The sequence below is a fragment of the Achromobacter sp. Marseille-Q4962 genome (genome assembly GCF_943737005.1).
Classification (GTDB): domain Bacteria; phylum Pseudomonadota; class Gammaproteobacteria; order Burkholderiales; family Burkholderiaceae_B; genus Achromobacter.
This window is the reverse complement of sequence record NZ_CALSFU010000001.1, coordinates 300,559-313,105: the sequence shown is the minus strand read 5'-3', so window position 1 is coordinate 313,105 and position 12,547 is coordinate 300,559. Positions and strand designations below refer to the sequence as shown.

At 67.2% G+C, this 12,547-nt stretch carries 13 protein-coding genes; 5 read left to right on the top strand and 8 right to left on the bottom strand.

The features are described from left to right. The first annotated feature begins 6 nt into the window (after positions 1-6). Positions 7-1,290, top strand: a complete 1,284-nt coding sequence (locus tag NGJ44_RS01435; RefSeq protein WP_251862887.1) for a cytochrome c — start codon at positions 7-9, stop codon at positions 1,288-1,290. Positions 1,291-1,385: 95 nt separating this feature from the next. On the opposite strand, the gene hprK is transcribed toward NGJ44_RS01435, so the two are convergent. The 8 genes from hprK to NGJ44_RS01395 all read right to left on the bottom strand — a co-directional run bounded on the left by hprK (position 1,386) and on the right by NGJ44_RS01395 (position 7,483). After that, positions 1,386-2,312: an HPr(Ser) kinase/phosphatase gene (hprK, locus tag NGJ44_RS01430; protein ID WP_053245696.1), complete on the bottom strand. Its 927-nt coding sequence runs from the start codon at positions 2,310-2,312 to the stop codon at positions 1,386-1,388. Between the two features lie 19 nt (positions 2,313-2,331). Next, a complete protein-coding gene (locus NGJ44_RS01425; RefSeq protein ID WP_053245702.1) occupies positions 2,332-2,787 on the bottom strand; it encodes a PTS sugar transporter subunit IIA in 456 nt (151 codons plus the stop codon). 414 nt (positions 2,788-3,201) lie between these two features. After that, the gene (gene hpf / locus NGJ44_RS01420) at positions 3,202-3,540 is read right to left on the bottom strand and encodes a ribosome hibernation-promoting factor, HPF/YfiA family (protein ID WP_053245697.1); all 339 of its coding nucleotides are present in this window, start codon (positions 3,538-3,540) and stop codon (positions 3,202-3,204) included. A 213-nt stretch (positions 3,541-3,753) separates the two neighbouring features. Further along, a complete protein-coding gene (gene lptB / locus NGJ44_RS01415; RefSeq protein WP_053243861.1) occupies positions 3,754-4,548 on the bottom strand; it encodes an LPS export ABC transporter ATP-binding protein in 795 nt (264 codons plus the stop codon). Positions 4,549-4,580: 32 nt separating this feature from the next. Beyond that, positions 4,581-5,234: a lipopolysaccharide transport periplasmic protein LptA gene (gene lptA, locus NGJ44_RS01410; RefSeq protein WP_251862886.1), complete on the bottom strand. Its 654-nt coding sequence runs from the start codon at positions 5,232-5,234 to the stop codon at positions 4,581-4,583. Next, positions 5,231-5,863, bottom strand: a complete 633-nt coding sequence (gene lptC / locus NGJ44_RS01405; protein ID WP_251862885.1) for an LPS export ABC transporter periplasmic protein LptC — start codon at positions 5,861-5,863, stop codon at positions 5,231-5,233. The genes lptA and lptC overlap by 4 nt, the downstream gene beginning before the upstream one ends. 25 nt (positions 5,864-5,888) lie before the next feature. Further along, positions 5,889-6,497, bottom strand: coding sequence for a KdsC family phosphatase (locus NGJ44_RS01400; protein ID WP_082308204.1), 609 nt, complete (start codon positions 6,495-6,497; stop codon positions 5,889-5,891). Then, positions 6,494-7,483, bottom strand: a complete 990-nt coding sequence (locus NGJ44_RS01395; RefSeq protein ID WP_053245698.1) for a KpsF/GutQ family sugar-phosphate isomerase — start codon at positions 7,481-7,483, stop codon at positions 6,494-6,496. Before NGJ44_RS01395 ends, NGJ44_RS01400 begins: the two co-directional genes overlap by 4 nt. Before the next feature lie 105 nt (positions 7,484-7,588). Here NGJ44_RS01395 and purT point away from each other — a divergent pair, with 105 nt between their 5' ends. From purT to cydB, 4 genes are all read left to right on the top strand, one after another. After that, the gene (purT, locus tag NGJ44_RS01390; protein WP_053245699.1) at positions 7,589-8,806 is read left to right on the top strand and encodes a formate-dependent phosphoribosylglycinamide formyltransferase; all 1,218 of its coding nucleotides are present in this window, start codon (positions 7,589-7,591) and stop codon (positions 8,804-8,806) included. A gap of 318 nt (positions 8,807-9,124) precedes the next feature. Then, complete coding sequence (locus NGJ44_RS01385; RefSeq protein ID WP_053243864.1) at positions 9,125-9,670, top strand: GbsR/MarR family transcriptional regulator; 546 nt, start codon at positions 9,125-9,127, stop codon at positions 9,668-9,670. Positions 9,671-9,791: 121 nt separating this feature from the next. Then, positions 9,792-11,366, top strand: coding sequence for a cytochrome ubiquinol oxidase subunit I (locus tag NGJ44_RS01380; protein ID WP_053243865.1), 1,575 nt, complete (start codon positions 9,792-9,794; stop codon positions 11,364-11,366). A 14-nt stretch (positions 11,367-11,380) separates the two neighbouring features. Further along, complete coding sequence (cydB, locus tag NGJ44_RS01375) at positions 11,381-12,535, top strand: cytochrome d ubiquinol oxidase subunit II (RefSeq protein ID WP_053245700.1); 1,155 nt, start codon at positions 11,381-11,383, stop codon at positions 12,533-12,535. Positions 12,536-12,547: the final 12 nt, after the last annotated feature.

The window sequence follows — 12,547 nt, the reverse complement described above, 5'->3', positions numbered from 1 at the left end:
GCGCGCATGAAACGGATCAAGCGTTTCCTGCTCTGCCTGCTGGCCTGCCTGGCGCTCGCGGCCGGGGCGCTGGCCTGGATGGGCACCCGCGAAGACGCCTCCGCCGGCCCGTCCGCCGCGTCCGGCCAGACCGGGGGCGCGGCGCTCATCGAGCGCGGCCGCTACCTGGCGCTGGCCGGCAATTGCGCCGGTTGCCACACCAGCCGCGGTGGCCTGCCCTATGCGGGCGGCACGGCCGTGCCCACGCCGTTCGGCACCGTATACGGGCCGAACATCACGCCCGACGTCCAGGCCGGCATCGGCGCCTGGAGCGCCGACGATTTCTGGCGCGCCCTGCACAACGGCAAGGGCCGGGACGGCCGGCTGCTGTATCCGGCGTTCCCGTACACCGAGTACACGCGGATCACGCGCGCCGACGCCGACGCGCTCTATGCCTATCTGCGCACCGTGCCGCCGGCCAGCCAGGCCAGCCGCGAGCCGGAGCTGGCGTTTCCGTACAACCAGCGTTTCCTGCTGGCGTTCTGGCGCGCCCTGTATTTCAGGCCCGGCGTGCACGAGCCCGACGCGGAACGGCCGGCCCAATGGAACCGCGGCCGGTATCTGGTGCAAGGGCTGGGGCATTGCGCGGCCTGTCATGCCCCGCGCAACGGGCTGGGCGCGACCCGCGCCGCGCAGGGGCTGGCCGGCGGCCTGATCCCCGTGCTGGACTGGTATGCGCCGCCCTTGAACAACGAGCCCGGTTCGGGCCTGGCGGCCTGGACTGCGCAGGACATCGCGGCGCTGCTCAAGACCGGCATGGCCGCGCATTCCAGCGCCGGCGGGCCCATGGCCGAAGTGGTGCTGGGCAGCACGCGCCATCTGGACGACGCGGATGCGCTGGCCATGGGCGTCTACCTGAAGTCGCTGCCCGCCGCGCAGGCCGACCGGCCGCGCGCCGCGCCGCCGGCCGCCGCGGTCATGAGCCTGGGCGGCAAGCTCTACGGCCAGCATTGCGCGCAGTGCCATCAGGACGACGGGCGCGGCAGCGGCCTGGCCTGGCCGGCGCTGTCGGGCAACCCCACGGTGACGGCGCCGCTGCCCGTCAACGCCATCCGCATGGTGCTGGACGGCGGCTTCGCGCCGGCCACCGCAGCCAATCCGCGTCCGCACGGCATGCCGCCCTTCGGGCAGCTGCTGGACGACAACGATATCGCGATGGTGGTGAGCTATATCCGCAACAGCTGGGGCAACGCCGCCGGCGCGGTGACGCCGCTGGAAGTGAAGCGGGCGCGCGACGCTTCGACGCGATAGGGGCGCGGCCCGCCGGGCTTGCCGGGCAGGCCCGCGGCGCTTGCGCCGGGAGAGGATTCCACGAACCCGCCGCGCAGCGCGAGCGGGCGCTGCGGTTACTTGCTGCTTTGCAGGATCGCCATGGCCTGGCGTTCCATGAACTCGCCCAGGGTGTCGATGCCGCGCAGCTTGAGAATGGTGTTGCGCACGGCGGCCTCGACGAGCACGGCGAGGTTGCGGCCGGCCGCAACCTGCAGCATGACCTTGCGCACCGGCAGGCCCAGCATGTCCTGGGTGATGTCCTGCAAGGGCAGGCGCTCGAACTTGTCCTGCGCGGTGGCCCGCACCAGGTGCACGATGAGCTTGAGCCGCATCTTCCGGCGCACCGAGGTCTCGCCGAAAATGGTGCGGATGTCCAGCAGGCCCAGGCCGCGCACTTCGAGCAGGTTCTGCAGCAGTTGCGGGCAGTGGCCTTCGATCATGTTGGGCGCGGTGCGCGAGAACTCCACCGCGTCGTCGGCCACCAGGCCGTGTCCGCGCGAAATGAGCTCCAGCGCCAGTTCGCTCTTGCCCAGGCCCGACTCGCCCGTGATCAGCACGCCCAGGCCGAGCACGTCGAGGAACACGCCGTGCACCGTGGTGGTGGGCGCGAGCTTCTTGCCCAGGTAGATGCGCAGCAGGTCGATGAGCTGCGCGGCCGCGACCGGCGTGGACAGCAGGGGCACCTGGTGCTGGTCGCACTGGTCGACGAGGTCTTGCGGCGGCGTCAGGCCGTCGGCGAGCAGGATGGCGGGCACGCCGCCGATCAGCAGCTCGTCCATGTGGTGCATGCGGCGGCGCAGGTCGAAGCGGGTGTAGTAGGCCAGCTCTTCCTGGCCGAACACCTGGATGCGCGAGGGGTGGATGAGGTTCAGGTGGCCGACCAGGTCGGCGGCGGCCATGCCGTCGTCGGGAATGGCGCGGTCGGCCGCGCCCTGTCCGGCAATCCAGTTGAAGGGGATTTTGTCGGCGTTGTCGTCGACGAGTTCCTGCACCGTGAGCATGGCAGCGTCTTTGCGGGGATCAGAGTTGACCGGTGGTGAGCATGCGATGCACGACGGCGGGGTCGGTCTCGGTGGCCAGCGCCTCGCGCAGCGCCTTGTTCGACATGAGCTGGGCGAGTTCGGCCAGGATGTCCAGGTGCTGCTGCGTGGCGGCCTCGGGCACCAGCAGGCACATCAGCATGGAAACGGGCTGGCCGTCGGGCGCGTCGAAGGGAATGGGCTGCGCCAGGCGGATAAACGCCGCCAGCGCCTGTTCCAGCCCTTTCACGCGGCCGTGAGGCACGGCCACGCCCTGTCCCAGCGCGGTGGACCCCAGGCGTTCCCGGGCGAACAGGCTGTCGAAGACGAGCGCGCGCGCCAGGCCATGGTTGTTCTCGAAAAGAAGGCCGGCCTGCTCGAACGCCCGTTTCTTGCTCGTGGCAAGCATGTCGAGCACGATGTTGCCGGCGGGAAGAATGCGCGACAAATGATTCATGCGGATCATTATAGGTTGATATGACGCACTGCAATATACGGAGGGTCTGTCCCCGCACAAGACCGTGGCGCAAGAGCGAAGCATAGTCGCTTCGCGCAGGCTTGTGGATGGCGGGAGGGGTTCATGGGGGCGCCGCGCGGCGGGTTGAGAGGGAAAATCCGGGAAAACCCTTTGGACATCGGGGCGTGATACGCGCGTTCGTGCGCGGCGCATGCGCCGATTCGCCGGAACCGGGCCAGGCGCAAGCCGGGCGGGACGGGTGAACAGGGGGCCGGGAAAGAAGAAAAGAAGGAAGGGAGGAAGACGGTTTGCCGATGCCCCGGCTGAACATGGAAGGTCAGCGGGACACCGGGACTCAGGCAGCAATGTTACTTACTGCATTGCCAGCGCACGTCGAGCATGCGTGAAGCGCGGTTACTGCTGGGGTGGCGTGAGTGTCGCCGCTTGCCGCTTCACGGACTCGGCCGTGTGGCTACGCACCTTGTCCTTGTGCTTGATGACCTGACGGTCGACTTTGTCTGCCAGCAAGTCGATGGCGGCGTACAGATTTTCATCCGTGGCTTCGCAATGGATGTCCTTGCCGCTCAGACGCATGGTGATTTCGGCTTTATGCCGCAGGGGCTCAACTGAGAGCATGACCTGGGTATCGATGACGTGATCGAAATGCCGCAACACTCGCGCCAGTTTGTTCATGACATATTCCCGGATGGCCGGGGTGACGTCGAGGTGACGACCGCAGATGCTCAGGTTCATAGCTTGCTCTCCTTTCTAAAGAGGAAAATGGGTGCGCAATGCGCGCGTTGAAGTCGTTAGGCGTTCTCCTTGGTTCAGTGATTCGGGTTGTGTAGTACTAGTGTATAGACTCGGGCCGATAAAACAAGCTGATCTGCCGCAAGTCCATGACACTTTTATGGATGATCCCGGGCCGTGACGAAGGGGGCGGATGCCGCCTCGCGAGGGCGCGCGTTACATGCGGAAATGCTCGCCCAGGTAGACCCGGCGCACGGCGGGGTCGCCCACGATTTCATCCGGATGGCCGTCGGTGAGCACCTTGCCTTCGCTGATGATGTAGGCGCGGTCGCAGATGCCCAGGGTTTCACGCACGTTGTGGTCGGTGATGAGCACGCCGATGCCCCGTCCCTTGAGAAAGCGCACAATGCGCTGGATCTCGATCACGGCGATGGGGTCCACGCCGGCGAAGGGTTCGTCCAGCAGGATGAAGCGCGGGCTGGTGGCCAGCGCGCGCGCGATCTCCACGCGGCGGCGTTCGCCGCCCGACAGCGAAATGGCCGTATTGCTGCGGATATGGCCGATCTGCAGTTCTTCCAGCAGCAATTCGAGCTGTTCGTTGATCCGGGCCGTGGACAGGTTCTTGCCGTGCGCGTCGAACTGCAGTTCGAGCACGGCGCGGATATTCTGCTCCACCGTGAGGCGTCGGAACACCGAGGCGTCCTGGGGCAGGTACGACAGACCCATGCGCGCCCGCTTGTGGATGGGCATGGCCGTGATGTTGCCGTCGTCGATTTCGATGCGGCCGGCATCGGCGGGAACCAGCCCGACGATCATGTAGAAGCTGGTGGTCTTGCCCGCGCCGTTTGGCCCGAGCAATCCCACCACTTCGCCGCTGTTGACGGACAGGGACACATCCTGCACCACGGTGCGGCCGTTGTAGGTCTTGCGCAGTCCGGTGGCGCGCAGGCTGCCTTGTTTGACGCCCAGCGGCGCGGAGGTGACGGGAGACGGCACGGAGGGTTGGTTCATCGTGGCTGCAAATGGGGGTTGGGAAAGCGCGCTTAACGCCCCTTCTTGGTGGTGTTCTGGGCCGGCTGCTTGCCTTGCTGCTGCTTGGCGCGGCATTCGGCGACGAGGGCGTCCGACTTGGCGCGCGGCTCGGCCAGCGAGCGTACGCGGCCGCCGGCGGCCGCCGAATTGGGGCCGCCTTGCGCTTCGTAGGTGCCGCTTTTTTCGTTGTAGCGCACCCGCTCGCCGCGTATGGTGTCCAGCGGCTTGCCACAGACGTAGCGCACCACCACGGCCTGACCGATCAGGTCGAACGTGCTCTTGGTGCCATCGTATTCGGCGCGCAGGCCCTTGCCCTCGATGAGTTCGAAATTCTCCGGACGCTCCTGGCGGATGGTGACGACCTTGCCCTTGTCGGCCGTCGCCGTGCCGTACTGGTTGCCGTCCTTGTCTTCGTGCATCTCGAGCGTGTCGGACGTCAGCGTCATGAGGCCGCGCGTCATGTGGACGTTTCCGGTGAAGATGCTCTGGCGCTTGACGTCGTCGTAGTGCAGCGTGTCCGACAGGATCAGCGTGCTCGGCTCCTCGGCCGGCGCGGCGGGCTTCTTGGCGTCCGCGGCGCAAGCGGGCGCGAGCGCCGCCGCCGTCAGCAGGGCGGCCGCCATCAGGCGCGCCGTCGGGGCGAGGACAATCCGGAGATCGGTCATGGTTTCTTCTGGTCAGTGTTGTGGGCGGGAATCTCGGTCTCGCGGCGCTTGCGGGTTTCGTCGCCCGAGATCTCCACGTCGGTGGAGGAGGAAACCTGCAGTTGGCGGGTCTTGTTGTTGTAGCGCATGCCGGTGCCGTTCATCCGCGAGCGGCCTTTCAGGACCTGGGCGGGCAGGTCGGTGTAGACCAGGTCTTCGTCCGGCAGCAGGATGAGCTGCTGGCTGCGCACGTCCAGCACGTCGTTGTTGGCGTCGGGCTGGCGGTGCACGTGGGCGTCGCCGTTCATGACGATGCGCTTGCCGCCTTCTTCCATGACGGCGGTCTTGGAGACCGCCACGGTGATGGGGCTGTCTTCGCGCTGGCCGACCGCGCGCGGCGTGGTGATGTGGTAGGAGTCGTCGTCCGGGAAATGTTCGGCGTAGACGCCTTCCAGGCGGTTGATGGGCTTGCCGGTGGGGTCGGTGCGCAGCATGACGAAATCGCGCGACCAGGCGTCGATTTCGTGGGTGATGCGGCGCGGCGGGTCGACCTGCACGGCGCGTTGGGCGTAATCGGCCGCCCACCAGCTGCACAGGACGAGCACCAGCAGCAGGAACAGCGCGATGAGGGAGGGCAGGCGGTCTTTCATGGGCAGGGGAACTCGGTGGGGCGCGTCACTGGATGGCGCCCGGGCCGAGCACGCCAGGCGCGGCCAGCAGCGCGCCCAGCCGGCCTTGCGACGCCAGCAGCAGGTCGCAGCACTCGCGCACCGCGCCGCTGCCGCCGGGCTGGCTGGCCACCCAGTGCGCCGCCTGGCTGACGTAGCCCGGGGCGTTGGGCACGCTGGCGGCGAAGCCCGCGCGCTGCATCGCCGGCAGGTCGATGATGTCATCGCCCATATAGCCGGTCTGGTCGAGTTGGACCGACGAACGCTGCGCAAGTTCGGCCAGCGCCGCGCCCTTGTCGCGCACGCCCTGTATCACCTCGGCGATGCCCAGCTCGGCGGCGCGGCGCGCCACGATGGGGCCGGATCGGCCCGTCATGAGCGCGACCTTGAAACCGCCTTCCAGGAGCAGGCGCAGGCCGTGGCCGTCCAGCACGTGGAAGCGCTTCTGCACTTCGCCGTTGTCGCCGTAGTAGAGGCTGCCGTCGGTCAGCACGCCGTCCACGTCGAACACCATCAGGCGCACGGCCGCGGCGCGTTCGCGCACGGCGGGCGCGATCCGCGCGAGGACCAGGGCCTCGGCGGGGTGGGGCACGGAGCGGGGGAGATTCATTGTCATACCACCTTTGCGGCCATCAGGTCGTGCATGTGCAGCGCGCCGAGCAGCTTGCCGTCGCGGTCCACCACGAGCATGTGATTGAGCCTTTGTTCGTCCATTTGCTGGGCGGCTTCGACCGCCAGCGCATCGGGGTTGATGGTGCGCGGAGAGCGGGTCATGCCGGCGTCCACCTGCAGGCTGCGGATGTCGCCGTGGCGCGCGATCAGGCGGCGCAGGTCGCCGTCGGTGAAGATGCCCAGCGGCTGCTGCCGGGGATCGGTGACCACCGTCATGCCCATGCCCTTGGCCGACATGACCTCCAGGGCGCGGGAAACGGGCGTGCCCGCCGTGACAATGGGCAGGGCGTCGCCCTTGCGCATGACGTCGCGGACGTGCGTGAGCAGCCGGCGGCCCAGCGCGCCGCCCGGATGCGAGCGGGCGAAGTCCTGCGGACTGAAGCCGCGCGCCTCGAGGCACGCCACGGCCAGCGCGTCGCCCAGGGCCAGCGCGGCGGTGGTGCTGGCCGTGGGGGCCAGGTTCAGCGGGCAGGCCTCCTGGGCCACGCTGGCGTCCAGGTGGATGTCGGCCAGCCGCGCCAGCTCGGATTGCGGATTGCCGGTAATGGCCACCAGCCCGGCGCCCATGCGGCGCACCACGGGCAGCACGGTCAGCAGTTCCTGGCCCGTGCCGGAATAGGAAATGGCGATCAGCACGTCGTCGCGGGTAATCATGCCCAGGTCGCCGTGCACCGCCTCGGCTGCGTGCATGAAGAAGGCCGGCGTGCCCGTCGAGGCCAGCGTGGCGGCGATCTTGCGCGCGATGTGGCCGGTCTTGCCGATGCCGCTGACCACCACCCGGCCGCGGCATGCGAGCAGCATGTCCACGACACGGGCGAAACGCTCGTCCAGCCGGGCGGCGAGGTCGTGCAGGCCCTGGCTTTCGATTTGCAGCGTTCTGCGCGCAGATGCCAGCGCGGTTTCGGAAGTTATGGTGGGATGGTCGGTCATGGCGGGATTTTAATATCAGGCGGCGGGTTTGCCCCCGCCTGGGGGGTATGGCATGCTGGCGGCTCTTTTGCCGCCCGTCTTAATTCACACGTTCAGGTCCGATCCATGTCCCGCATTCCCAGCCCCGTTCTTGGTACGCCGCTTTCTCCCCTGGCCACCCGCGTCATGCTGCTCGGCGCGGGCGAATTGGGCAAGGAGGTCGCCATCGCCCTGCAGCGGCTGGGAGTGGAAGTCATCGCGGTGGACCGCTACGCGGACGCGCCCGGCCACCAGGTTGCGCACCGCGCGCACGTGGTGCCCATGACCGACGCCGAGGCCCTGCGCAAAATCATCGAGCAGGAGCGGCCGCACGTCATTGTCCCTGAAATCGAGGCCATTGCCACCGACCTGCTGGTCGAGCTGGAGGCCGCGGGCGCGGCGCGCGTGACGCCCACCGCCCGCGCCGCCCATCTCACCATGAATCGCGAAGGCATCCGCCGCCTGGCCGCCGAAACCCTGGGCCTGCCCACCTCGCCCTATCGGTTCGTCGATTCCGAGGAGGCGTTGCGCGAGGCCATCGACGGGGGCGTCGGCTATCCCTGCGTGCTCAAGCCGGTCATGTCGTCCTCGGGCAAGGGCCAGTCGGTGCTCAAGAGCGCCGACGACATTCCGGCCGCCTGGCGCTACTGCCAGGAGGGCGGCCGCGTGGGCAAGGGGCGGGCCATCGTTGAGGGCTTCGTGCGCTTCGACTACGAAATCACCCTGCTCACCGTGCGCGCCCGCGGCGCCGACGGCCAGATCGAAACCCGCTATTGCGAGCCCATCGGCCACAAGCAGGTGGACGGCGATTATGTCGAAAGCTGGCAGCCGCACCCCATGTCGCCCGCGGCCCTGGAGCGGGCGCGCGAGATCGCGCTGGCGGTCACTTCCAACCTGGGCGGCCTGGGCATTTTCGGCGTGGAGCTTTTCGTGGCGGGCGACGACGTGTGGTTCTCGGAGGTCAGCCCGCGTCCGCACGATACGGGCATGGTCACCATGATTACCCAGGCGCAGAGCGAGTTCGAGCTGCATGCGCGCGCGCTGCTGGGCCTGCCGGTCGATACCCGGCTGCGCCAGCCGGGCGCCAGCTGCGTCATCTACGGCGGCGTGGATGCCGGCGCGGTCGGCTTCCACAACGTGGCCGAGGCCCTGGCCGAGCCTGGCACCGATATCCGCCTGTTCGGCAAGCCCGAATCCTACGTGAAGCGCCGCATGGGCGTGGGACTGGCGGTGGCCGACGACGTGGCCGAGGCGCGCGCCAAGGCCAAGCGGGTGTCGGCCGCGGTGTCGGTCAAGGCCGGTTGACCCCATTCCGGCGGCCGGCGGGGCCGCATCCGGATTTCCCGGGAAACGGGCGCCATGGCGCCCGTTTTTTTTCGCCATCGGAAGGCTGCCCGGGGGCGGCGCGCTTTTTTCTTGCGCCAGATCAATAAAGCCGCGAATCGGGGACGTAAAGCCGGGTCCGGCCCGCCGCCCGGCCGATACACTGCGCGCCGTCGCATGCCCATTTTCGCGGAATGGATTTGCGCTTCATCACAGTTTGTTCGATAATTTCAAAAAAAACTAGAACCAGCGTAACTAAAATTGTCAGAACGGCCCTGCGGGGCCATCGCACAGGCGGTCATGGAACTTTCACCTCAAAACGAGCGTTTCGTCCTGCACTTCGGCGAAATGGGCAGCCGATGGGGGGTGAACCGGACCGTCGGCCAGATCTATGCGCTGCTGTTCCTGTCGCCCACACCGCTCAACGCGGACGACATCGCCGAGACCCTGGGCTTTTCCCGTTCCAACGTCAGCCTGGGCCTCAAGGAGCTGCAATCGTGGCGGCTCGTGCGGCTGATGCACCAGGTGGGCGACCGCCGCGACTATTTCGAGACGCCCAAGGACGTGTGGGAAATCTTCCGCATCCTGATGGAAGAAAAGCGCAAGCGCGAAGTCGATCCCACCCTGACGCTGCTGCGCGATTCGCTGCTCGAGCCGGCCAAGGCGCCGGGCGATAGCTACGCGCAACAGCGCATGACCGAAATGCTGGAGCTCATCGAACTGTCTACCGGATGGTTCGATGAGGTTCAGCGTCTGCCGCCCGAAACCCTGCAGAGCCTGATGAAGCTCGGCTCGAAAGTGCAGAAGGTGCTGGGTTTCGCCGGCAAACTCCGGGGCAAGAGCTGATCCGCCCCAATTTTTCAGGAAACCTCTATGAAGTTGTATCCAACGCCCGTATCATGGCGCGAGAGACGGCCTGGGAACCACGCCGGTTGCTGCGGCATCTCGAATCCTTGGGAGCGCAACAATGATTGATCTCGACGTCGTCAACCTGTCGCGATTCCAGTTTGCCGCGACGGCGCTTTATCACTTTCTCTTCGTTCCCCTCACGCTCGGCCTCTCTTTCATCCTGGCCATCATGGAGAGCGTGTACGTCATGACCGGCCGCCAGATCTGGAAGCGCATGACCATGTTCTGGGGCACGCTCTTCGGCATCAACTTCGCGCTGGGCGTGGCCACGGGCGTGGTCATGGAGTTCCAGTTCGGCATGAACTGGTCGTACTACAGCCACTACGTGGGCGACATCTTCGGCGCGCCGCTCGCGCTCGAAGGGCTGATGGCCTTCTTCCTGGAAGCCACCTTCGTCGGCCTGTTCTTTTTCGGCTGGAACCGCATGTCCAAGGTGAGCCACCTGGTCGTGACCTGGCTGGTGGCCTTCGGCACCAACCTGTCCGCGCTGTGGATCCTCATCGCCAACGGCTGGATGCAGAACCCGGTGGGCGCGGTGTTCAACCCCGACACCATGCGCATGGAGATGACCGACTTCGCTTCGGTGCTCTTCAATCCCGTGGCCCAGGCCAAGTTCGTGCACACGGTGAGCGCGGGCTATGTGGCCGGCGCCATGTTCGTGATGTCCATCAGCGCCTGGTACCTGCTGCGCGGCCGCCATACCGACCTGGCCAAGCGCTCCATGGCCGTCGCCGCCAGCTTCGGCCTGGCCTCGGCGCTGTCGGTGGTGGTGCTGGGCGACGAAAGCGGCTACCTCACCACCGAGCACCAGAAGATGAAGATCGCCGCCATGGAGTCCATGTGGCACACCGAGCCGGCGCCGGCGGACTTCAACCTCATCGCCATTCCCAACCAGGCGGAGCGCAAGAACGACTTCGCGATCCAGATCCCGTACGTGATGGGGATCATCGGCACGCGCTCGCTCACCACGCCGCTGCTGGGCATCGACGACCTGGTCCTGCGCGCCGAGAACCGCATCCGCGACGGCATGGTGGCCTACGAGGCCCTGCAGAAGATCCGCGCCAATCCCAAGGACACCGACGCGCGCATGACCTTCGACAAGACCTGGCCCGACCTGGGCTACGCGCTGCTGGTCAAGCGCTACCAGTCCGACATGAGCAAGGTCACCGAAGAAGACATCAAGAAGGCCGCCTGGGACACCGTGCCCAACGTGGCGCCGCTCTTCTGGACCTTCCGCGTCATGGTGGCGGTGGGCATGTACCTCATCCTGTTCTTCGCCGTGGCGTTCTGGCTGGCCTCGCGCGGCCGCCTCGACAGCCGGCCTGGCCTGCTCAAGGTCGCCCTGTGGAGCCTGCCGCTGCCCTGGGTCGCCATCGAATGCGGCTGGTTCGTGGCCGAGTACGGCCGCCAGCCCTGGGTCATCGAAGGCGTGCTGCCCACCTACTACGCGGCGTCGGGCCTGACCATTCTGGACCTCGCCATCAGCCTGGCGATCTTCCTGGTGCTCTACACCGCGCTGTTGATCATCGGCGTGAAGGTCATGCTGCATGCCGTGCGCAAGGGCCCCGCGTCCGATGCGCCGCCGCCGGCCGAAGCCGCGGCCGATCCCGTGCACGCCGCCGTGCGCGCCTGATGGAGAGATAGCAGATGGATACCCTTATTCCTTTGGACTACGCGACACTGCGCGTGATCTGGTGGGTGCTGCTGGGCGCGCTGCTCATCGGTTTCGCCATCATGGACGGTTTTGACCTCGGCGTGGCGGCCCTGCTGCCCGTGGTGGCCCGGACCGACACCGAACGCCGCATCGTCATCAACGTGGTGGGGCCGGTCTGGGAAGGCAACCAGGTCTGGCTGATTACCGCGGGCGGCGCCATTTTCGCCGCCTGGCCGCTGCTGTACGCCGCCTCGTTCTCGGGCTTCTACCTGGCGATGATGCTGGTGCTGATCGCGCTCATCCTGCGTCCGGTGGGCTTCAAGTACCGCAGCAAGATGGAAGGCACGCGCTGGCGCAGCCGCTGGGACGCCGTGCTCTGTTTCTCGGGCGTGGTGGCCTCGCTGGTGTTCGGCGTGGCCATGGGCAACGTCATCCTGGGCGTGCCCTTCACCTTCGAGAGCGGAACGCTGCGGCCCATGTACGAAGGCCATTTCTACCAGCTCTTCGCGCCCTTCGCGCTGCTGGCGGGCGTGCTGAGCGTGGTGATGCTGGCCATGCACGGCGCGGTGCTGCTGGCCTGGCGCACCGACGATCCCGTGTCCTCGCGCGCGCGCGCCTGGGGCCGCCTGTGCGCCCTGCTGACCATCGTGCTGTTCGTCGCGGGTGGCTTCTGGGTGGCGGGCGGCATCGGCGGCCACGTCATCACCAGCCCGGTCGACATGGCCGCGCCTTCCGACCCGCTGCTCAAGACCGTGAGCGTGCAAACCGGCGCCTGGATGGCCAACTACGCCAAGTGGCCGTGGATGTGGGTCGCGCCGGCGCTGGGCGTGGGCGGGGCGGTGCTCGTGCTGCTGTTCCTGAGCCTGCGCGCCAACGTGTTGTCGTTCCTGGCCTCGTCGGCGTCGATCGCGGGCGTCATCCTGACGGTGGGCTTCTCGCTCTTTCCGTTCATCATGCCGTCCTCGACCAATCCGCGGGCCGGCCTGACGATCTGGGACGGCTCGTCCAGCCACATGACGCTGTGGATCATGGTGATCGCCGTCGTCATCTTCCTGCCCATTGTCACGGCCTACACGGCATGGGTCTACCGCGTGATGCGCGGCAAGGTCACCCATGCGTCCGTCGATGGCACGCCCAACTCGTACTAAGGAGCTTCCACC

Excerpts from the sequence above, each read along its gene's own strand:
- NGJ44_RS01435 (WP_251862887.1), top strand. The coding sequence starts at position 7 with ATGAAACGGATCAAGCGTTTCCTGCTCTGCCTGCTGGCCTGCCTGGCG.
- hprK (WP_053245696.1), bottom strand. The coding sequence starts at position 2,312 with ATGCTCACGGTGCAGGAACTCGTCGACGACAACGCCGACAAAATCCCC.
- NGJ44_RS01425 (WP_053245702.1), bottom strand. The coding sequence starts at position 2,787 with ATGAATCATTTGTCGCGCATTCTTCCCGCCGGCAACATCGTGCTCGAC.
- hpf (WP_053245697.1), bottom strand. The coding sequence starts at position 3,540 with ATGAACCTGAGCATCTGCGGTCGTCACCTCGACGTCACCCCGGCCATC.
- lptB (WP_053243861.1), bottom strand. The coding sequence starts at position 4,548 with ATGAACCAACCCTCCGTGCCGTCTCCCGTCACCTCCGCGCCGCTGGGC.
- lptA (WP_251862886.1), bottom strand. The coding sequence starts at position 5,234 with ATGACCGATCTCCGGATTGTCCTCGCCCCGACGGCGCGCCTGATGGCG.
- lptC (WP_251862885.1), bottom strand. The coding sequence starts at position 5,863 with ATGAAAGACCGCCTGCCCTCCCTCATCGCGCTGTTCCTGCTGCTGGTG.
- NGJ44_RS01400 (WP_082308204.1), bottom strand. The coding sequence starts at position 6,497 with ATGACAATGAATCTCCCCCGCTCCGTGCCCCACCCCGCCGAGGCCCTG.
- NGJ44_RS01395 (WP_053245698.1), bottom strand. The coding sequence starts at position 7,483 with ATGACCGACCATCCCACCATAACTTCCGAAACCGCGCTGGCATCTGCG.
- purT (WP_053245699.1), top strand. The coding sequence starts at position 7,589 with ATGTCCCGCATTCCCAGCCCCGTTCTTGGTACGCCGCTTTCTCCCCTG.
- NGJ44_RS01385 (WP_053243864.1), top strand. The coding sequence starts at position 9,125 with ATGGAACTTTCACCTCAAAACGAGCGTTTCGTCCTGCACTTCGGCGAA.
- NGJ44_RS01380 (WP_053243865.1), top strand. The coding sequence starts at position 9,792 with ATGATTGATCTCGACGTCGTCAACCTGTCGCGATTCCAGTTTGCCGCG.
- cydB (WP_053245700.1), top strand. The coding sequence starts at position 11,381 with ATGGATACCCTTATTCCTTTGGACTACGCGACACTGCGCGTGATCTGG.